The 20277-nt window shown below is 67.9% G+C and carries 13 protein-coding genes; 10 read left to right on the forward strand and 3 right to left on the reverse strand.

Annotated features, from left to right (window positions below):
• Window positions 1–69 precede the first annotated feature (69 nt).
• From J7U46_RS17150 to J7U46_RS17190, 9 genes are all read left to right on the forward strand, one after another.
• Complete coding sequence (locus tag J7U46_RS17150; protein ID WP_282827994.1) at window positions 70–2244, forward strand: malate synthase G; 2175 nt, start codon at window positions 70–72, stop codon at window positions 2242–2244.
• A gap of 233 nt (window positions 2245–2477) precedes the next feature.
• Window positions 2478–5396 carry a TonB-dependent receptor gene (locus J7U46_RS17155; protein ID WP_282827996.1) on the forward strand — a complete coding sequence of 973 codons (2919 nt, stop codon included), beginning with the start codon at window positions 2478–2480 and terminating at the stop codon, window positions 5394–5396.
• Window positions 5397–5805: 409 nt separating this feature from the next.
• Window positions 5806–8700, forward strand: a complete 2895-nt coding sequence (locus J7U46_RS17160; protein ID WP_282827997.1) for a TonB-dependent receptor — start codon at window positions 5806–5808, stop codon at window positions 8698–8700.
• Between the two features lie 89 nt (window positions 8701–8789).
• Window positions 8790–10031, forward strand: coding sequence for a geranylgeranyl reductase family protein (locus J7U46_RS17165; protein ID WP_282827999.1), 1242 nt, complete (start codon window positions 8790–8792; stop codon window positions 10029–10031).
• Window positions 10032–10053: 22 nt separating this feature from the next.
• On the forward strand, window positions 10054–10809 hold the full coding sequence (locus tag J7U46_RS17170; protein ID WP_282828002.1) for a class II glutamine amidotransferase: 756 nt from the start codon (window positions 10054–10056) through the stop codon (window positions 10807–10809).
• A 112-nt stretch (window positions 10810–10921) separates the two neighbouring features.
• Complete coding sequence (locus J7U46_RS17175) at window positions 10922–12109, forward strand: histidine kinase (RefSeq protein WP_282828004.1); 1188 nt, start codon at window positions 10922–10924, stop codon at window positions 12107–12109.
• Window positions 12099–13178: a histidine kinase gene (locus tag J7U46_RS17180; protein ID WP_282828006.1), complete on the forward strand. Its 1080-nt coding sequence runs from the start codon at window positions 12099–12101 to the stop codon at window positions 13176–13178. Before J7U46_RS17175 ends, J7U46_RS17180 begins: the two co-directional genes overlap by 11 nt.
• Complete coding sequence (locus tag J7U46_RS17185) at window positions 13178–14299, forward strand: histidine kinase (RefSeq protein WP_282828008.1); 1122 nt, start codon at window positions 13178–13180, stop codon at window positions 14297–14299. Before J7U46_RS17180 ends, J7U46_RS17185 begins: the two co-directional genes overlap by 1 nt.
• Before the next feature lie 26 nt (window positions 14300–14325).
• The gene (locus tag J7U46_RS17190; RefSeq protein WP_282828010.1) at window positions 14326–15102 is read left to right on the forward strand and encodes a LytTR family DNA-binding domain-containing protein; all 777 of its coding nucleotides are present in this window, start codon (window positions 14326–14328) and stop codon (window positions 15100–15102) included.
• A 3-nt stretch (window positions 15103–15105) separates the two neighbouring features.
• On the opposite strand, the gene J7U46_RS17195 is transcribed toward J7U46_RS17190, so the two are convergent.
• The 3 genes from J7U46_RS17195 to J7U46_RS17205 all read right to left on the reverse strand — a co-directional run bounded on the left by J7U46_RS17195 (window position 15106) and on the right by J7U46_RS17205 (window position 19282).
• A complete protein-coding gene (locus J7U46_RS17195) occupies window positions 15106–16998 on the reverse strand; it encodes a hypothetical protein (protein WP_282828012.1) in 1893 nt (630 codons plus the stop codon).
• Between the two features lie 4 nt (window positions 16999–17002).
• Window positions 17003–18364, reverse strand: a complete 1362-nt coding sequence (locus J7U46_RS17200) for a hypothetical protein (RefSeq protein WP_282828014.1) — start codon at window positions 18362–18364, stop codon at window positions 17003–17005.
• Between the two features lie 78 nt (window positions 18365–18442).
• A complete protein-coding gene (locus J7U46_RS17205; protein WP_282828016.1) occupies window positions 18443–19282 on the reverse strand; it encodes an enoyl-CoA hydratase-related protein in 840 nt (279 codons plus the stop codon).
• A 112-nt stretch (window positions 19283–19394) separates the two neighbouring features.
• Between J7U46_RS17205 and J7U46_RS17210 the strand changes: the two genes are divergently transcribed.
• Window positions 19395–20276 carry an alpha/beta hydrolase gene (locus tag J7U46_RS17210; protein WP_282828018.1) on the forward strand — a complete coding sequence of 294 codons (882 nt, stop codon included), beginning with the start codon at window positions 19395–19397 and terminating at the stop codon, window positions 20274–20276.
• Window position 20277: the final 1 nt, after the last annotated feature.

Consider the following 20277-nt stretch of genomic DNA (forward strand, 5'->3'; position numbering starts at 1 on the left):
ACCTCGCAGGGTCTAAATTGGGGGCAGTTCCTGCCTTCGCCTTCTTCTCTTTGCCTTTCGGAGCCCGCCATGAGCCAACGCACCGCCCTCCACCGCCTGCAGGTCGACAGCGCCCTGTACGCCTTCATCAACAACGAGGTGCTGCCCGGCACCGGCGTGAGTCCCGAGGCCTATTGGGCTGGCTTCGATGCCATCGTCCATGAGCTGGCGCCCAAGAACGCCGCCCTGCTGGCCGAGCGCGATCGCCTGCAGACCGAGATCGACGCCTGGCATCGCGCCCATCCGGGCCCGATCACCGACATGCCGGCCTACCGAGCCTTCCTGGAGCGCATCGGCTACCTGGTGCCGCAGCCAGGCAAGACGCAGGTCACCACGGCCAACGTCGATGCCGAGCTGGCGACGCAGGCCGGTCCGCAGCTGGTCGTGCCCATCCTGAACGCCCGCTATGCGTTGAATGCCGCGAATGCCCGCTGGGGCTCGCTGTACGACGCGCTCTATGGCACGGACGCGATTTCCGAAGACGGCGGCGCCGAGCGTGCCGGTGGCTACAACCCGGCCCGCGGCGCCAAGGTCATCGCCTATGCCCGCGAGGTGCTGGACCAGGCGGCGCCGCTGGCCAATGGCGCTTCGCACAAGGACGCGACCGCCTATCGTGTCGAGAACGGCAAGCTGGCCGTTGATCTGAGTGGCGGTGCGAGCACCGGCCTGGTCGATGCCTCGCAATTCGTCGGCTTCCAAGGCACTGCAAATGCACCCAGCTCGGTGCTCCTGCGCCACAACGGCCTGCACCTGGACATCCAGATCGACCGCTCCACCGCCATTGGCGCGAGCGATGCCGCAGGTGTCAGCGACCTGGTGCTGGAAGCGGCGCTATCCACCATCCTCGACCTGGAAGATTCGGTCGCTGCAGTCGATGCCGAAGACAAACTCCTGGCCTACCGCAACTGGCTCGGCATCCAGCTCGGCACGCTGACCGAGGAGGTGGCCAAGGGTGGCAAGTCCTTCACCCGCACGCTGAACCCTGACCGTGTCTACACCGCAGCCGCTGGCGGAGAAGTCACGCTGCACGGCCGCTCGCTGATGTTCGTGCGCAATGTCGGCCACCTGATGACCAATCCGGCCATCCTCTGGGACGGTGGCAAAGAGATTCCCGAAGGCATCATGGATGCGCTGGTCACCGTGGCCGTCGCCAGCCATGACCTCAAGCGCCGCGGCAACTCGCGCGCCGGCTCGATCTACATCGTCAAGCCCAAGATGCATGGACCGGCCGAAGTCGCATTCGCCGCTGAATTGTTCGGACGTGTCGAACAGCTGTTGGGGCTGCCGGACAGCACCGTCAAGCTGGGCATCATGGACGAAGAGCGTCGCACCAGCGTGAACCTGAAGGCCTGCATCGCCGCCGCTTCCAGCCGCGTGGCTTTCATCAACACCGGCTTCCTCGACCGCACCGGTGACGAGATGCACACCGCCATGCTGGCCGGCCCGATGCTGCGCAAGGGCGACATGAAGACCTCGGCCTGGATCCAGGCGTACGAGCGCAGCAATGTCTTGACCGGCCTCACTTGCGGCCTGCGCGGCCGCGCCCAGATCGGCAAGGGCATGTGGGCCATGCCCGACCTGATGGCCGCCATGCTGGAGCAGAAGATCGGCCACCCCAAGGCCGGCGCCAACACCGCCTGGGTGCCTTCGCCGACCGCCGCCACCCTGCATGCGCTGCACTACCACCAGGTCAGCGTGGCTGCGGTGCAGGCCGAGCTGGAGAAGATCGATGCAGACGCCGAGCGCGACGCCATCCTCGAGAAGCTGCTGAACATCCCGGTCGTCGCCAAGGCCGAATGGAGCGCCGCCGAACGCCAGCAGGAACTCGACAACAACGTGCAAGGCATCCTCGGCTATGTGGTGCGCTGGATCGACCAGGGTGTGGGCTGCTCCAAGGTGCCCGACATCAACGGCATCGGCCTGATGGAAGACCGCGCCACTTTGCGCATCTCCAGCCAGCACATCGCCAACTGGCTGCACCACGGGGTGGTGAGCGAAGCCCAGGTCCGCGAGACCTTCACGCGGATGGCGGCCGTGGTTGACCAGCAGAACGCTGGCGACCCGGCTTATCAGAGCATGGCGGCGAACCCGCAGGGGGCAGCCTTCCAGGCAGCGCTGGACCTGGTGTTCAAGGGCCTGGCCCAGCCCAGCGGCTACACGGAGCCGCTGCTGCATGCCTGGCGGCTGCGGGTCAAGGCGCGCTGAGCCAGCGTCTGTTTGCTGCGATAAGGGCTGCCTCTGGCAGCCCTTATCGTTTCTGCCTGCAGTTCATAGAACGGCTGCATTCGTCAGCCGTTCAGCAAACGCATTAGTTACATTCATTTTTGCTGACAGGCCGCGCCATACAGTCCGCCGACCCGCTAGAGCCCGACACGGAAATCAGCGGTGGCGCGGCCTGCCGCGCTCGTTGATGAAAACAAATAACCATGAGGAGACACATGCTAAACAAGTGCCAGATCAGCGCCGTTGGCGCCGCCGTGGCCGCGCTGGCCGGCGCCTTGTCCAGTGCTGCGCAGGCCCAGGAGGCGCAGCAGCTGGAGCGCGTCGAAGTCACCGGCTCGCGCATCAAGACGGTGGGGGCCGTGTCGGCCAGCCCGATCACCTCGGTCGGTGCCGAGGAGATCAAGTCCAGCCAGGCGGTGGCGGTCGAGGAGGTGATACGCGGCCTGCCAGCAGCCGTGCCGGCCGTCGGCCCGGCCACCAACAATGGCACCGGCGGCGGCGCCACTATCAACCTGCGCGGCCTCGGCGCCCAGCGCTCGCTGGTGCTGATCGACGGCAAGCGCCTGGTGCCCTTTGACCTGAGCGCCCGCGTCGACACCAACTCGATCCCGATGGCGCTGCTGCAGCGCGTGGACCTGGTGACGGGCGGTGCCTCGGCCGTGTACGGCGCCGATGCCGTGGCCGGCGTGGTGAACTTCATCCTGAAGAAGAACTTCCAGGGCATCGAGCTGAGCAGCAGCTACGGCGTCTCGGAGCAGGGCGACACGGTCAAGAAGCGCACCGACCTGACCGTGGGTGGCAATTTCGCCAACGGCAAGGGCAATGCGGTGCTGAGCCTGGGCGTGACCCGTGCCAACCCACTGATGGCCGGCGAGCGCGACATCGGCAAGACCACGCTGTCCTCGACCAACGGGCTGTTCTCCGGCTCGGCCACGGCCGTGCCTCTCGTGCTGGCCGTGGCCCCAGCCACCGGCGTGCCGGCCAGCGCCAACACCCTCGGCACCGGCAACCGCCAGCTGAACCTGAGCACCGGCCGGTTCGAGGCCTTCGATACGACCAAGGGCTCGTACAACACCAACCCGCTGAACTACTTCCAGACCCCGCTGGACCGCCGCCAGGTCACGGCCCTGGCGAACTACTCGATCAACGAGCATCTCGAGCCCTACGCCCAGGTCTTCTACACGCACTCGGTTGTCAACTCGCAGCTGGCCGAGTCGGGCTCGTTCGGCAACGACTACGACGTGCCCATCGGCAACCCCTACATCTCCGACGCGGCCCGCGCCCAGATCTGCTCGGCGCGTGCCATCTCGGCCGCCAACTGCGTGCTTGGCAACACCACGCTGGTGAAGATGACGCTGAACCGCCGCTTCACCGAGCTAGGGCCGCGCTACAACGACTTCGACAACAAGACCCTGCAGACCACCATCGGCCTCAAGGGCGAGCTGTTCGGCGGCTGGAGCTATGACGTCTATTCCACGGCCGGCGAGGCCGATCAGATCCAGGTGCGACGCAACTGGGGCTCGTTCGCCAAGCTGCAGCAGGCACTGAACGCGGTCAGCAAGACGGCTTGCGTGAACCCGGCCAACGGCTGCGTGCCTATCAACCTGTTCGGCGCCGAGGGCACGATCACGCCCGCCCAGCTGGCCTTCATCAACCTCAGCTCGGTGCTGAACCAGAAGGTGCGCCAGAACGTGCTGGCGGCCTCGGCCTCGGGCGATCTCGGCGACTTCAAGCTGCCCACCGCCAGCAGCCCGATCGGTGCTGCCTTCGGTGCCGAGCAGCGCAAGGTGTTCGCCGCCACGCAGTCGGATGGCTCCTCGCAGATCAGCGGCGAGGTGCTGGGCAGCGGGGCGCCCACGCCCGACCGCTCGGGCAGCTACCAGCTGAACGAGCTGTTTGGTGAGCTGCAAGTGCCGCTGCTGCAGAACCTGCCCTTTGCTCGCAACGTCTCGATGGAACTGGGCTACCGCCACACCTCGTTCAAGACCGACAGGGTCACCCGCTACGGCACCTCCAAGATCGGCGCCGACTGGGAGCCGATCAAGGGCCTGCGTTTGCGCGGCATGGTGCAAAAGGCCACCCGCGCGCCCAATGTGAACGAGCTGTTCGCGCCCCAGGTGACCGGCCTGTCCAGCCTCGCGGTCGATCCCTGCGGTGCGGCGGCCATCAGCGCGGCCGACGCCGGCAAGGCCGGCACGCTCTCCAATCTGTGCGTGCAGACCGGCGTGCCTGCATCGCTGGTCGGCGTGGTGGCCCAGCCCTCCTCGGGTCAGATCAATGTGTTGTCCGGTGGCAATCCAAGCCTGGGCCCGGAGAAGGCCAGGACCAAGACCCTGGGCTTCGTGTTCGAGCCGAGCTTCATCAAGAACCTGCTGATCTCGGTGGACTACTACAAGATCGACATCAGCGATGCGATCTCGGCCCCGTCGACCACCGACATCCTGGACCAGTGCTACAAGACCGCGTTCAACCCGGCGCTTGGCATGAACGCCGCCTGCGGCGCCGTGGGCCGCAACCCGAACAACGGCACGTTGAACGGCAATGCCTCCAAGGGCGTGGCCGTGGTGTCGACCAACCAGGGCAAGCTCTGGACCAGCGGCTACGACCTGAGCGTCAACTACAGCCTGGCGGCCAAGGACATCGGCCTGTCGCCGGCGCTGGGCCGGCTGGACCTGGGCTTCACCTACAACCAGGTGGGTGACAACGACTTCCAGGCCACGCCGACCTCGATCCGCCGCAAGTGCCGGGGCTATGTCTCGACCGCCTGCAGCCTCAACAGCGGCGTCGGCAACAACGGCACCAAGTTCGCGCAGCGGGGCACCTGGACCATGGGCGACTGGTCGGTGGGCTACAACTGGCGCCACCTGAGCGCGCTCAATTTCGAGCCAGGCAGCGGCACCTGGTTTGCGGACTACAGCCACATTCCCGCCGTCAACTACCTTGACCTGAACGCCAACTGGAACTACAGCAAGCACCTGAAGCTGTCGCTGAGCGTCAACAACGCTGCCAACAAGCAGCCGCCGCTGACCGGCAACAGCGTGGTCGGCTCCTCGCTGGCGACCGGCAACACCTTGCCGTCGCTCTACGACCCGATCGGCCGCTACTTCACGCTGGGCGCCACGTTCAAGTTCTGAGCCATCGGCAGGCATGGCCAGCCAGATGCCACCCGCAGTCCTGCGGGTGGCCGGGGCAGACCGCAAGGTCTGCCCTTTTTGCTTTTGAGTCCGCATCGCCTCCCGGGGGGGGGGGGGTAAGGGGCGGACGCTGAGGCGTAGTCGGGTGGCAACATATCTTTGCAATTGATATGAATTCAAACCTGGGGTTTGCACTGGGTTTTGGGCCCGCGTCGCACGATTTTGTGACAAGGCACAACGAGAGGCCTGAGCAATTGGGGCGAACCCGCGCAGTCGCGCGAGTGCGAAACCCGAAAACTCCGGCATCTGTGACTTTCAGGTGAAGTGCGCCCGCAAGTCATCGGTAGTGTCGAAGCCGTCTCCCAAGAAGGGGCGGCACTCAGGACCCCAATCGTTAGGAGCTCCCTCCATGTTCAAACGCAATGCAGTCAACAGTGCTGCGCTGATCTGCCTCGGTACCGTGGCCGCAGCGTCGGCCTTCGCCCAGGAGACGCTGGAACGCGTCGAAGTCACCGGTTCGCGCATCAAGACCGTCGGCGCCGTGTCCGCCAGCCCCATCACCTCGGTGGGCGCCGAAGAAATCAAGGCCAGCCAGTCGGTGGCCGTTGAAGAGATCATCCGCGGCATGCCCGCCGCCACGCCGGCTATCGGCCCGGGCGTCAACAACGGCTCGGGTGGCGGTGCCACGCTGGACCTGCGCGGCCTGGGCGCCAGCCGTACGCTGGTGCTGATCGACGGTCGCCGCCTGGTGCCGTTCAATCTGGCAGGTCAGGTCGACACCAACTCGGTGCCGGTCGCCCTGCTGCAACGCATTGACATCGTGACCGGCGGCGCCTCTGCCGTGTACGGCGCCGACGCCGTGGCGGGTGTTGTCAACTTCGTCCTGAAGAAGAACTTCCAGGGCATCGAGCTGGCCAGCAGCTATGGCGTGTCCGAGCGCGGCGACGCGATCCGCCGCCGCACCGACCTGACCATTGGCGGCAACTTCGCTGACGGCAAGGGCAATGCCGTGCTGAGCATCGGCACGACCAAGACCGACCCGCTGCTGGTGGGCGACCGCGACATCGGCAAGACCACGACCAGCTCGGCCACGGGCAAGTTCACCGGCTCGGACACGACCGTGCCGCTGGTGATCGCCGTGGCACAGGCCGCCGGCGTGCCGGCTGCGTCCAACACCCTGGGCACCGGCAACAAGCAGCTGAACCCGGCGACCGGCCGCTTCGAAGCCTATGACCCGGCCGTGGGTTCGTTCAACACCAACCCGCCCAACTACTTCCAGACCCCGCTGGATCGTCGTCAGCTGACCGGCCTGGCCAGCTACTCGATCAACGAGCATGCCGAGGCCTATGCCCAGGTGTTCTACACCCGTGCGGTCGTCAATTCGGTGCTGGCTGCCAGCGGCACCTTCGGCAACACGTTCAACGTGCCGATCGGCAACCCCTACATCCCTGACGCCGCCCGCCAGCAGATCTGCTCGGCACGTGGCATCGCGGCCATCAACTGTGTGGCCGGCAACGCCACGCTGGTGCCGATGACGCTGAGCCGTCGTTTCACCGAGCTGGGCCCGCGTTTCAACGACTTCGAGAACAAGACGCTGCAGACCACCGTTGGCATGCGTGGCGACCTGATCGGCAGCTGGACCTACGACGCTTACCTCACCACGGGCGAGGCCGACCAGACCCAGATCCGCCGCAACTGGGGTTCGTTCTCCAAGCTGGGCCAGGCCTTGAATGCCACCAGCACCACGGCATGCGCCAACACCGCCAACGGCTGCGTGCCGCTGAACGTGTGGGGCGCCGAGGGGACCATCACCCCGGCCATGCTGAACTTCATCAACCTGAGCTCGCTGCTGCTGCAGAAGGTGCGTCAGCAGGTCACCGCCGTGTCGACCTCGGGCGACCTGGGTGACATCAAGAGCCCCTGGGCCAAGGCACCTATCGGCCTGGCCTTTGGTGCCGAAGAGCGCAAGGTCACGGCCAGCACCCAGTCGGACGGCGCCTCGCAGACGCAATCCGAAGTGCTGGGCACCGGCGCCCCGACGCCTGACCGCCGCGGCAGCTTCACCCTGAAGGAGTTCTACGGCGAAGCCCAGGTGCCGCTGGTGCAGAACCTGCCGTTCGCCCGCAACGTCACGGCGGAACTCGGCTACCGCGAAACCAAGTTCACGACCACCAATTCGAACTCGTACAACAGCAACAAGTACGGTCTCGATTGGGAGCCGATCAAGGGCTTGCGCCTGCGCGGCATGATGCAGAACGCCACCCGCGCACCCAACGTGAACGAGCTGTTCGCGCCGCAGGTGACCGGCCTGTCCAACCTGGCGACCGACCCCTGCCAGGGCGCCAACATCAATGCCGCTCAGGCCAACACGGCCGGCACGCTGTCCAATCTGTGCGTGCTGACCGGCGTGCCGGCCTCGGTGGTCGGCAGCCTGCCGGCACCGTCGTCGGGCCAGATCAATGTGCTGTCGGGCGGCAACCCGAACCTGGGCCCCGAGAAGGCCAAGACCAAGACGCTTGGCTTCGTCTACGAGCCCAGCTTCATCAAGAACCTGCTGATCTCGCTGGACTACTACCGGATCAACCTGACCGGTGCCATCGCTTCGCCGTCGACCACCGACATCCTGGACCAGTGCTACAAGACCCAGTACAACCCGGGCCTGACGATGAACGCCGCTTGCGCGGCCGTCTTCCGCAGCACGGCGACCGGCACCTTCAATGGTGCTGATTCCAAGGGTGTGCTGGTGGTCTCGAGCAATCAGGGCCGTCGCTGGACCAGCGGCTATGACCTGACGGTGGGTTATGGCCTCGCCGCCAAGGACATGGGCCTGAGCCCGGCCATGGGCCGCCTGGATCTGAGCCTGAACCTGAACCAGGTGATGGACAACGACCGCCAGGCCACGCCGACCTCGATCCGCCGCATCTGCCGTGGCTACTACTCCAATGCCTGCGGCGAAGGCAACAACGGCCTGCGCTTCTCGCAGCGTGCCACCTGGTCCGCCGGCGACTTCACGGCCGGCTACAACTGGCGTCACCTGAGCGCCATGGTGGTCGAGCCGGGCAGCGGCACCTGGTTTGCCGACTTCACCAAGGTCAAGTCCTACGACTACTTCGACGTCAATGCCTCTTGGGCTGTCAACAAGATGCTGAAGCTGACGCTGACGGTCAACAACATCACCGACAAGGCACCGCCGACGGTCGGCAACACCATCGCCACCACCGGTGGCGTGAGCGGCAACACCATGCCGTCGGTGTACGACCCGATCGGCCGCGCCTACACGCTCGGTGCAACGCTGAAGTTCTGATCCCCGGATCGTTCTTCATCACAGAGGCGGGCCTGCGGGCCCGCCTTTTTTATGCTGCGAAAATCCCTGGAGAAATCTGGAGATCCTTGATGACATTTGCTTCGTCCCCGCCGACGGGTCCGCTCAACTGCGAAGTGCTGGTCGTTGGTGCTGGCCCTGCCGGCAGTGCCTGCGCGCGGGTGCTGGCCCAGGCCGGGCTGGATGTGCTGCAGATCGACCAGGCTGCGCCGGGGCGTGACAAGATCTGTGGCGACGGCCTGATCCCCGATGCCCATGCCGCGCTGGCGCGCCTTGGCGTGCTGGACCAGGTGATGGCGCGCGCGAAGCGTGCTGAACATGTGGGCTGCATCGGTCCGCGCGGTGGCCGCATCGACGTGCCGGGCACGCTCGCCGTGCTGCCGCGCCGCGAGCTCGATGCCCTGCTGCTGCGCGCGGCCCAGGACGCCGGTGCCCGCTTGCTGGCGCCGGCGCGTTTCGAGGCGCCGATCGAGGATGCAGCCGGCCGCGTGGCCGGTGCGCGTCTGAAGGTCGATGGAGCCGATGTGGACGTGGCCGCCCGCTGGGTGGTGCTGGCCACCGGCGCCGTGCCCAAGGCGCTGAGCGCCGCTGGCCTGTGCGAGCGCCACACGCCCAGTGGCGTGGCCTTGCGCGGCTATGTGCGCGCGCCGTCCCTGGTCGGCCAGATCAAGGCGCTGGAAGTGGTCTGGTGCAAGGCCGTGCGGCCGGGCTATGGCTGGATCTTCCCGGCGCCGGATGGCTGCTTCAACATCGGCGTCGGCGTGACCGACAGCCACCGCGCCGTGGGCGGCAAGGGCGCCAAGAAGGAACTCAACCTGCGCGCCATCTTCGACGCCTTCTGCGAGCACTACGAGCCGGCCGCGCGCCTGATGCGCGAGGGCGAACTGGTGGGGGAGCTCAAGGGCGCCCCGTTGCGCTGCACGCTGGAAGGCGCCCGCTGGTCGCGGCCGGGGCTGCTGGTCACCGGCGAGGCGGCAGGCAGCACCTATTCCTTCACCGGCGAGGGCATAGGCAAGGCGATGGAGACCGGCATGCTGGCCGCCGATGCGCTGCTGAAGGGCCGCCGCGAGGACCTGGACGATGCCGCCGTGCGTGCCAGCTACGAGGCCGGCCTGCGCGCGCTCAAGCCCAAGTTCGACCTCTACCAGCGGGCCAACCGCGTCAATGCAGCCCCGTGGCTGGCCGACCTCCTGATCTGGCGCGCCCAGCACAGCCCCCGTCTCTTGCAGCGCATGAGCGGCGTGCTGAACGAGACCAGCAACCCGGGCAACCTGGTGAGCCTGAAGGGCCTGTCTCGCCTGTTCCTCGAGTAAGCACAAAAGAAAGAGCTCACCGATGTGCCAACTGCTGGGCATGAACGCCAACACGCCCACCGACGTGATGTTCAGCTTCGCCGGTCTTGCCAACCGGGCCGACGAGCACAAGGACGGCTTCGGCATCGCCTTCTTCGAGGACCGTGGCCTGCGGCATTTCGTCGATCACCACAGCGCGCGCCACTCGCCGCTGGCCGAGCTGGTCAAGCATTACCCGATCAAGAGCGACAACGTCATCGCCCACATCCGCAAGGCCACGCAGGGCGAGGTCAAGCTGGCCAACACCCATCCGTTCCAGCGCGAGCTGTGGGGGCGCTACTGGGTGTTCGCCCACAACGGCAACCTGAAGGACTTCCAGCCGCGCCTGCATGGCGCCTTCCGCCCGGTGGGCGACACCGACAGCGAGCGCGCCTTCTGCTGGCTGATGCAGGAGCTGGCCAAGGCCCACTACTCGGTGCCCAGCATCGAGGAGCTGAGCCTCACGCTGGCCGAGCTGATGCCCCAGCTGAACGCCTATGGCACCTTCAACATGCTGCTCTCCAACGGCCAGGCGCTGTGGGCCCATGGTTCGACCAAGCTGCACTACCTGCTGCGCCAGCATCCCTTCGGCCGGGTGCAGTTGCAGGACGAGGACATGAGCGTCGATTTCGCGCAGGCCACGACGGCGCAGGACCGCGTCGCTGTCATCGCGACCGAACCCCTGACCCGCGACGAGGCCTGGGTGGCCTTCGAGCCGGGGCAGTTGAAGGTCTTCGTCGACGGGCTGCCGCGCCCCTGAGGGCGGAGGGCGCCGGCCGCCGCATCGGCGATCCGGCCATTCATCCCGCCATCCCGCCACTCGCCGCGGCAAGCGCCCGGCAGCAGCGGGCCAGCGCCTAGACTGCGGCCCCATGAGCACGACCATCCCCCCCCAGAACCGCTTCCAGCGCTGGTACTTCGGCTGGGCCGAACCGCATTACCAGCGGCTGAGCCCCGAGCTGCAGGTCCAGGTCCGGGCGCTCGATCAGATGCTCTACAGCCGCGCCGGCCTCGGCATCTGGGTGGGGCTGGCGGGTGGGCTGATAGGCACCACGGCCGGCCTGATTGGCGCCGGCCTGGCCTGGCTGCCGGCTCTGGGCCTCTCGCTGGTGATGACGCTGGGCCTGCTGGCGGCGTTTGCAGCAGCCTGGATGCAGCCGGAGAAATTCCTGGGTCGCCGGCGTTTCGGCGGCCTGTTCCTGAAGGTGGTGCTGGGCGCCATTGGCGGCCTGGGCCTCGGCTGGATGGTGGGCCGCCTGACGCGCAACGGCCTCGCCGGCCTGGAGCGGCTGCCGGACGACCTGGAGCGTCTGGTCCGCGTGGGCCTGCCGCTGGCCCTGGGCTTTGCGGTGGCGATTGCGCTGCTGATCTCGCTGATGGCGGCTGCCCGCCGCAACATGCTGCAGCAGGAGCTGCAGCGCAGCCGCGAGGCCGAGGCGCAAGCCCAGAGCCAGCGCGAGGCCAGCGAGGCCCGGCTGCGCCTCTTGCAGGCCCAGATCCAGCCGCACTTCATCTTCAACAGCCTGTCGGCCGTCCAGCACTGGGTGGACAGCGCGGATCCGCGCGCCAGCAGCCTCTTGCGCTCGCTCACGGCCTTCCTGCGCGGCAGCGCCGATCAGATGCTCAAGCCCGAGGTCAGCCTGGCCGAGGAGCTGGCCCAGGTCCAGCACTACCTGCAGGTGATGCAGGCCCGCTGGGGCGAGCGCCTGCAGTACCAGCTCGACATCGACGCCGACCTGGCCGCCCACGCCACGCTGCCGCCGGGCATCGTGCTCTCGCTGGTCGAGAACGCGCTGGAGCATGGCCTCGCGCCGGCACTCAGCGGCGGGCAGCTGCGCATCCTGCTGTCGCCAGATGGTGAGCAGGGCTGGCGCCTCGAAGTCTGCGATGACGGCGTGGGCATGCAGGACTTCGGCGTTGAGGGGCTCGGCCTCGCCAACTGCCGCGCCCGCCTGGGCCATGCCTTTGGCGAGCGGGCCAGCCTGGTGCTGGATGCAGACCCGGACGGCCGTGGCACGCGCGCCACCATCAGCGTGCAGGGAGCGGGCCATGCGCTTTGAGTTCCCGCTGTGGGGCGCCTTCAAGCGCTTCTGCCTGATGGGCGACCTGAAGGCCTTCACGCCCGAGCAACTGGCCCGCGCGGGCGGCGACCCCTGGCCCCGTCAGCTCGACCGCTATGTGCTGATCCAGTACTTCGCCATCTCGGTGGCGCTGTTCGTGCTGATGCCCCGGCTGCTGGCGCCGCTGCTGATACTTGGGGGCCTGGTGCTGATGCTCGGCATCCTTGCGCAGAGCCGCCGCCTGTGGCGCGACCCATCGTCCAAGCGGGTCAATGCGGCCATTCGCCTCGCCGGCCTGATCTACACCGGCGGTGTGTTCGCATCCGCAGGCCTGCTCGACAAACCACATGCGATACCGTCCATCGTGGTGCTGGCCGTGCTGCTGTTCTTCTGCACCTCGGCCTGGTGGGGCCTGCTGGTGTTCCGGCAGCATCAGATCAAGGCCAGGTTGCGCGAACTGGACGAGCGCGATCAGCAGGCGGCCTTGCAGGCCCAGCTGCTGCAGGCGCAGATCCAGCCTCACTTCCTCTTCAACTCGCTGGCCTCGCTCGGCCACTGGGTGCGCAGCCAGGATCCGCGCGCGGCGCCCATGCTAGAGGCCCTGACCGCCTATCTGCGTGCCACTTTGCCGCTGTTCAACCGCGAGCAGCTGAGCGTCGGCGAAGAGCTGGCGGCCGTGCGCGAATACCTTGCGGTGATGCAGGCGCGGCTCGGTGAGCGGCTGCGGGTCGAGATCGACGTTGACCCGGCCCTGCACCAGCAGCTGCTGCCGCCGGCCATCTTGCTGACCCTGGTCGAGAACGCCATCGAGCATGGCGTGGTGCCCAAGCTCGGCGAGGCCACCTTGCGCATCGAGGGCCGCCAGCTGAAGAGCGGCGTCTTGATCAGTGTGGCCGACGATGGCCCGGGCCTGCCCGAGCAGCCCGCGCCTCAAGCGCCTGGCCGGGGCGTGGGCCTCAGCAACTCGCGGCTGCGGCTCGCGCAGCGCTTTGGCGAGCGGGCGCGGCTCAGTTTGGACAACGGCCCACTCGGCGGCTGCCTGGCGCAGTTGCGCGTGGAGGCGGCGTGATGTTCGGTGCTCTCAAGCAGTTCTTTGCCCGCGTCGACTGGCGCATGGCCCTGATGCTGGGCCCGCGCCACAGCTTCACGGATGAGCAGTGGCAGCGGCTGGCGCCGCAGGTCGCGATCTCGCCCAGCGTCAAGGTGGCGGCCCTGGTGAATGCCGTGGCGACCTCTGCCATGCTGGTGCTGCAGCTGCCCGCCGGCGTGGCCGGTCCGACCTTCCTGATCTTCCTGGCCCAGGCCTTGCTGATGCTGTGCCTGGCTGCTGCGATCTGGCGCCGGCCGACGATGAAGCGGCTCTACATCGCCTATGGCCTGACCTCGTTCCCGGCCGGCATCCTGGCCGGCTTCACGATGTCCTATCTCAAGAACCACGGGCTCAGCGAGATTGCCCGCGAGGTGCTGATGCGCGACGTGATGCTCGGCATTCTGTTCTCTTTCGGCATCTGGGTCGTGGCCATGTGGCGCAACGAATTCCTGGCCGACTGGCTGCATGACGAAGACCTGCGCGCCCAGGCCGCCGAGGCCGCGCGCAAGCTCTCCAGCGCCCAGATCCAGCCGCACTTTTTGTTCAACTCGCTGGCTTCGCTGCAGCACTGGGTGCTGACCAAGGACGACCGTGCGGCGCCGCTGCTGGCCTCGCTGACGGCCTATCTGCGCGCCACGCTGCCGCTGTTCGAGCGGCCGCTGCTGGCCGTGGGCGAGGAGGCCGAGGCGGCGCGCCGCTATCTCGAGGTGATGCAGGCACGACTCGGCGAGCGGCTGCGCTTCTCGCTGGACATCGCGCCCGAGGCCGCCTCGGTGCAACTACCGCCGGGCGTGCTGCTGACCCTGGTCGAGAATGCCGTCGAGCATGGCGTGCAGCCCAGCCTGCTGGGCGGCGAAGTGCGGGTGCAGGCCCGCTTGCTGCCGGGCGGTGAGCTGCTGCTTGAGGTGCTGGACGACGGCCCGGGCCTGCCACCGCTGGCCCCGGTAGCCGAGGGCAGCCTCGGCCTGCACAACAGCCGCCTGCGGCTGCAGCAGGCCTTTGGCGGCCGCGCAGCGCTCAAGCTGGCCAACCGTGCCGAGGGCGGCTGCTGCGCTGCCGTGCAGCTGAGTGGCCATGGCCAGGACCAGAAGCCCCTTTGAATGACAACTGAGGAGAGAGAACAGCGATGAGCAACAACAAGAAAGTGACCGCCCTGATCGCCGACGACGAGGAAGGCCCACGTGAGCAATTGCGTGCGGCCCTGCAGCGGCTCTGGCCCGAGCTGGACATCGTGGCGGCCAGCATTCACGGTGTCGATGCCTGGGACGATTTCCTGCAGCATGAGCCCGAGGTCTGCTTCCTGGACATTCGCATGCCCGGCCTGACCGGCATCGAGGTGGCGCGCCGCATGGCCGCCACGGCCACGCCGCCGCAGGTGGTCTTCGTCACCGCCTTTGGCGACCATGCGCTGTCGGCCTTCGATGCCGGCGCGGTGGACTATGTGATGAAGCCCGTAGACGACGCCCGCCTGGCCCAGGCCATCGAGCGCGTGCAAGGCCGGCTCCAGCGCCCCGAGCCTGCGGCGAGCGGCCCGGACCTGCAGGCCCTGCTCAAGCAACTGCTGCCGGCTGCCGCGCCGCGCCCGAAGATGATTCAGGCCTCGCTGGGCCGCGAGGTCAAGATGATCGCGCCCGAGGACGTGATCTATTTCGAGAGCGACAACCGCTACACCCGCGTCGTCTACACGGGCGGCGAGGCCTTGATACGCACGGCGCTAAAAGAGCTGCTGACCCAGCTCGACGCCGAGGAGTTCTGGCAGGTCCACCGCTCGGTGCTGGTCAACAGCCGCTGCATCGCCAGCGCGATCCGCATCGACGAGAACTCCATGGTGCTGACGCTGAAAGGCCGCGAAGAGAAGCTGCCGGTGTCGCGGCAGTTCCAGGGGCTTTTCAAAGGGCAGTGAGCCTCACTGCCCCTTTCTTGTTAGCTTTCCATCCTCGCTGCGGTCGTCGTTCTTGAACACGCCTTCCCAGCGGTCGCCGTTGCTCCACAGGAAGGCCCCGAGGCCCTCCTTGAGGCCGGCCAGCCAGCGGCCCACGTACTTGTCGCCATGCTTCCAGACGTAGGTGCCCTGGCCGTCCGGCTGGCCTTGCTTGAAGTCGCCTTCGTAGACGTCGCCTGAGGCGAACTGCAGCTTGCCCGTGCCATGCGGCAGGCCGTTCTGCACCTGGCCCTCGTAGTCGTTGCCATTGGCGAAGTGCAGCTTGCCGCGGCCGTTGGGTTTGTCGTTGACCCACTGGCCTTCGTAGCGCTGGCCGCTCTTCCAGACATAGGTGCCGAGGCCCTCGGGCAGGCCTTGGTGCATCGTGCCCTTGTAGCGGTCGCCGGAGGCGTACTGCATCTCGCCATCGCCCTGGGGCTGGCCGTCGACGATGGCACCCTTGAAGAAATTGCCGTTGGCGAAGCGCATCTCGCCCTGGCCGCTGGCCCTGTCGTTGACCCACTGGCCCTTGTACTGCTGGCCGCTGGCCCAGCGGAATTCGCCCTGGCCGTGGCGCTCGCCGCGCACCAGGTCGCCCTCATAGCTGTCACCGTTGTCCCAATCGATGCGGCCCCTGCCGGTCAAGAGGTTGCCGCCGCCTTCGCGCGCGAACAGGCCCTTGAAACGTGTATTGCCATTGCGCAGATCGACCTCCTGGGCCACGGCAGCGACCGGCTTGGGCTCGGGTTTGGGGTCGGCCTGCGAGGCGGCAAGCTGGGTCGCTGCCTGGGCTGCCTGGGCTGCCTGGGCGGTCGTCTGGGCTCCGGTGTTGGTGGCGACGGCAACGCCGGCCACCGGTGGCGTGGGCATGGACGCGCCGGGCTTGGCTTCCGCCGGCTTGGCATTCGCGGCCGCCGCGTTGCTGGGCGGCGCGGCCGCTGGTGCCGGCTTGGGAGGAGGTGCCGGTCGCGGTGCGGCAGCCGCGGCCGTGCCGGGCGGTGGCGCCGGCGGCTGCGTCGCCACCCAGGGTGTGCCGCGCTCGCGGGCCAGGGTCTGGGCGGTGTTGCGGGCCGTGGTCGAGGCGTCGTTGCGGCATTGGTTGGCGGCCTCGCGCCACAGGGTCTCCGAGATCTGCGACTGGCGCTGGCGCTCGTCCGGCGCGAGGCCGGCCTGGGCGCTGCGGAACTTCAGCCAGAAGCTGCGGGCGCGGTCAAACATGGGCGCGCAGAACTCGGCGTTGTGGGCATCGACCTCGGCCTCCTCGCGGCGCTTGCCGGCCACCGTCTGCTGCACGCCGGTGCAGACCTCGGTGGCCAGGTCCCAGCCGTTCTCGGCCTTGCGGAACAGCAGGGCCGCCTGGTCCCAGCGACTCTCGGCCAGCGCCTGCGCGGCCAGTTCGCCGAGGGCTGCGGCATCGCGGTGCGCCGTCTCGCATTGGCTGCCAGCGGCCAGGCGCTCGGCCAGTTGTTCGCGCTGGCCTTGGGTGTCGGCGAGGTTGCGGTTGGCGCGTTCGCGGGCGCGGCCGTCGCAGGTGTTGGCGGCCTGGGTCCACAGGGCCAGGGCCTCGTCGTAGAGCCGCACCTGCTCTTCCAGCGGCTTGTTCTGTGCGAGGGCGGTGGCGGCGCGCAGGTCGGCGGCGTTGGCCTTGGTGGTGAGGGCGCCGCAGCTGGGTGGTGGCGGAGAAGGGGGCGTGGCGGGCGCGCTGGCGGCGGGGTCGGGTGCTGAGGCGGCTTGGGCGGGCGCTGTGGCCTCGGGGCTGGATGCAGCGGAGGCCGGTGCGGCCGGCGGCGTGGCGGTCTCGGGCTGGGCGCTGGCCGGGGCGGCTGTCAGCGACAGCAGCAGGGTGAGACTGGAAGCAAAGTGCAAGAACAGGCGCATGGCCTCAATTTCCCTTCTTGGTGGCCAGGGGCATGGACAAGGTGGCATCGATCAGGCCGTTGGCGTAGGGGTTGGCGCCGGGGTCGTTGTCCAGCGTGTAGCTGAAGCGCTTGCGCGCCGAGGCCACCGGCATGGCGCCCACGTCGGCCACCATCTCGTCGGGCCTGATGCCCTTGAGGATGGCCACGACCTCGGTCTCGAAGCCCTTGGCTGCCGCGATCTTGTTCAGCGCGTTGAGGCGCTCGGCATCCATGATCATCGAGTTGGAAGTGAGGTCGCGCTCCAGCAGCTTCTGGTGCAGGCTGAAAGCGGCCAGCGGATTGCCGTTCAGCTGCGCGACGCGGGCGAACGCCCAGGCATCGGCACGCTCGAACACGGTGGAGGCGATGTAGGAGATGCCCGACAGGGCGCCCCGGTTGGCGGCCGCCTTCTGCAGCGCGCCCAGCACCTGGCCCTTGGTCATCTGTTCCAGCGAGTCGGTGAAGGATTCGCGCAGCTTCTGCAGCGCGAGGGCCTTGCCCTGGTCGATCAGCTGCTGTTTGAGCACGTCGGAGACAGCAGAGGCGGCCGCGTTCTTGGCCGCCGCCACGGCCGCGTCGGCCGCCAGCGCCGCGCCCTTGAGGCCGGTGGCGATGGTGAAGATGCTGTACAGCGTGCTGGCGACCTTGCTGCCGTAGTGCACGGTCTTCATGCGCGCGCCGCCTTCTTCGGACACGCCCTGCGACCACAGCACCAGCCACAGCGCCTCGTCGTCGTTCAGATTGGCAAGCGGCACCTCGAGCGGGTGCATGCTCAGCAGCCAGTGATAGTCCTGCAGCTTGGGCGTGTTGGGCGGCGCGAAGCGGGTGTAGCCGCGGCAGACCTCGAAGGGCTGGATCACCACATTGCGTCCGGTGGAGAGCAGCACCGAGAACGGCCGGCCGCGGTCGCGGATCTCGGACAGCGCGAGCAGTTGCTGCTCGGCCTCGGGGCTCGAGCTGCCGGCCACCGAGACCAGCTTGTCGCCCATCTGCAGCGGCGAGCCGGGTGCGGTGGCGATGACGGTCAGCCGCTCGTCGACTCCGAGGGCGCGCACCCAGGCCACGCGGTCGGTCTCGTCCCAGCCCTGGCTGGAGACCACGGCGAAGGGCAGCTCCCACTGCTTGTCGCACTCCTTGTCCTTCAGCGCGGCGCTGCGGGCGATGGCGGGTCGGATCGCCCGCTCGCCGGCGCCGTAGGTGGAGATGCTGCCCAGCAGCACCGGGTCGACCTTGCGGCCGTCGTCAACGGTGAACTTGGGCGCGGAGGCGCAGGCCGTCAGCAGGACGAGCAGGGTCAGGGAGGCCCAGCGCCTGCAGGCGGCGAACAAAGAAGTGGCAGACGACATGGCAGACGCTTCGAGTTGTTACCGAAAGTCTAGGCGCCTGCTCTCCCGTGGGGAACGCGTGTCTACCCCCTTGATGCGCTAGAGCGACGGAACGGGGTTCAGGGGATCGAAGTCCGCGTCTTTCTTCTGCTGCCAGCCACTGATGGCGCGGGCCATCTCGGCGGTATCGAAAACGGCGCTTTGCAGCAGTTTCATCTGCGCCAGCGAAGCCGCCGTGCCGTGGTCGCGCGCATGGTTCAGGGCCAGCTTGCTGGTGGCGATGGCCAGCGGCGAGCGGGTGGCGATCTGCCGCGCCACCTGCATTACGTGCTCCAGCAACGCCGCTGCATCGGGCAGCACGGCGTTGACCAGGCCCAGGGCCAGCGCCCGCTCGGCGCCTAGGCGCTCGCCGGTGTAGGCCAGTTCGCGTGCCAGGCCCTGGGGCAGCAGGCGTTGCAGGCGCTGCAGCACACCGAGGTCGGCGGCCATGCCGATGTTGATCTCCTGCACGCAGAAGAAGGCGTCCGCCGAGGCATAGCGCATGTCGCAGGCGGCGGCCAGGTCGAGCGCACCGCCTATGCAGCCGCCCTGCACGGCACACAGCACCGGGAAGCGGGCTTCATCGAGTGCGGTGAAGCAGTCCATCAAGCGGCCCAGCATGTCCTGGAAGCTCAGGCGGGCGCGGGCATTGCTGGTGTCCAGCGCCGGGCTGTCTCCCGCAAAGGTATCGAGGGCCATGCCGGCACTGAAATGCTTGCCGGTCGAGGAGATCACCAGCACCCGCGTGCGGCCCTCGTCATGCAGGCTGCGCAGCACATCGCGCAGGGCCGGGAAGAAGGGCAGGCTCATGGTGTTGAGCCGGGCCGGTTGGCAGAGCTCCAGATGGACCAGACCGGTGATGCCGCGTGCATCGCGTTCGACGGTGAAGAAGTCGTTCATGCGCCAAGCCTAGCGGCGCGGGCGCGGCTGTCCATCCTGTTGGTGACAGTAGTTTCACCGTCCGGGGAAGCCCTCGGGCTTGGCCGCAGGGGCGCTGCCTACACTGACCGCCATGCGAACGCTGCGAACCGACGACGGCCTGCCCTTGCACTGGCGGCAATGGAGCAAGCCGGGCCTGGACAAGGCGCGCGGCACGGTGCTGATCGTGCATGGCCTCGGGGAGCATGCCGGCCGCTATCAGCACGTGGCCGCCAAGCTGAACAGCTGGGGCTGGCATGTGGTGGCCTATGACCAGCGCGGCCATGGGGCCTCGGGCGGTGCGCGCGGCGACATCCCGAACCCTGAGCGCCTGCTGCAGGACCTCGCCCTGGTGATCGATGCCCTGCATGCCGACGAGCAACTGGGTGCCGGCGCTCTGGTCCTGCTCGGCCACAGCATGGGCGGCCTGGTGGCCGCGCGTTTCGTGGCGGGTGGCTTGAGCACCAGCGCGGGCGGCGTGCTGCCCGACTGGTTCCGCCCGGTCGACGGCCTGCTGCTGACTTCGCCGGCACTCGATCCCGGCATGTCCTGGTTCCAGAAGCTGCTGCTGGCCGTGGCCAAGCCGCTGGCGCCGCACCTGGCGGCCGGCAACGGCCTGAAGCCGGCCTGGATCTCCCGCAATACCGCCGTGGTCAAGGCCTATGTGGCGGACCCGCTGGTGCACAAGAAGATCACGCCCATGCTGGCCCGCATGATCGTCGACGCCGGCGAAGAAGTGTTGGACCATGCCTCCGAATGGCTGGTGCCCACGCTGCTGCTGTGGGCGGGCGCCGACCGCTGTGTATCCCCGGCCGGCAGCGCGGCCTTTGCGGCGGCCGCGCCGCGCCTGGTGGTGCAGAGCTTCTGCTTCGAGCGGCTCTTCCATGAGGTGATGAACGAGCCGGAGCAGGAGCAGGTGTTCGCGCGCATGCAGTCCTGGCTGGACGAGCGCTTTGCCCGTACCAGCATGTTCTGAA

Source organism: Pelomonas sp. V22, from assembly GCF_030014915.1.
In the GTDB taxonomy this organism is placed as follows: Bacteria; Pseudomonadota; Gammaproteobacteria; order Burkholderiales; family Burkholderiaceae_C; genus JAUASW01.

What these genes read in the sequence shown, in the direction of transcription:
- J7U46_RS17150 (WP_282827994.1), top strand. Translation starts at nt 70, where the DNA reads ATGAGCCAACGCACCGCCCTCCACCGCCTGCAGGTCGACAGCGCCCTG.
- J7U46_RS17155 (WP_282827996.1), top strand. Translation starts at nt 2,478, where the DNA reads ATGCTAAACAAGTGCCAGATCAGCGCCGTTGGCGCCGCCGTGGCCGCG.
- J7U46_RS17160 (WP_282827997.1), top strand. Translation starts at nt 5,806, where the DNA reads ATGTTCAAACGCAATGCAGTCAACAGTGCTGCGCTGATCTGCCTCGGT.
- J7U46_RS17165 (WP_282827999.1), top strand. Translation starts at nt 8,790, where the DNA reads ATGACATTTGCTTCGTCCCCGCCGACGGGTCCGCTCAACTGCGAAGTG.
- J7U46_RS17170 (WP_282828002.1), top strand. Translation starts at nt 10,054, where the DNA reads ATGTGCCAACTGCTGGGCATGAACGCCAACACGCCCACCGACGTGATG.
- J7U46_RS17175 (WP_282828004.1), top strand. Translation starts at nt 10,922, where the DNA reads ATGAGCACGACCATCCCCCCCCAGAACCGCTTCCAGCGCTGGTACTTC.
- J7U46_RS17180 (WP_282828006.1), top strand. Translation starts at nt 12,099, where the DNA reads ATGCGCTTTGAGTTCCCGCTGTGGGGCGCCTTCAAGCGCTTCTGCCTG.
- J7U46_RS17185 (WP_282828008.1), top strand. Translation starts at nt 13,178, where the DNA reads ATGTTCGGTGCTCTCAAGCAGTTCTTTGCCCGCGTCGACTGGCGCATG.
- J7U46_RS17190 (WP_282828010.1), top strand. Translation starts at nt 14,326, where the DNA reads ATGAGCAACAACAAGAAAGTGACCGCCCTGATCGCCGACGACGAGGAA.
- J7U46_RS17195 (WP_282828012.1), bottom strand. Translation starts at nt 16,998, where the DNA reads ATGCGCCTGTTCTTGCACTTTGCTTCCAGTCTCACCCTGCTGCTGTCG.
- J7U46_RS17200 (WP_282828014.1), bottom strand. Translation starts at nt 18,364, where the DNA reads ATGTCGTCTGCCACTTCTTTGTTCGCCGCCTGCAGGCGCTGGGCCTCC.
- J7U46_RS17205 (WP_282828016.1), bottom strand. Translation starts at nt 19,282, where the DNA reads ATGAACGACTTCTTCACCGTCGAACGCGATGCACGCGGCATCACCGGT.
- J7U46_RS17210 (WP_282828018.1), top strand. Translation starts at nt 19,395, where the DNA reads ATGCGAACGCTGCGAACCGACGACGGCCTGCCCTTGCACTGGCGGCAA.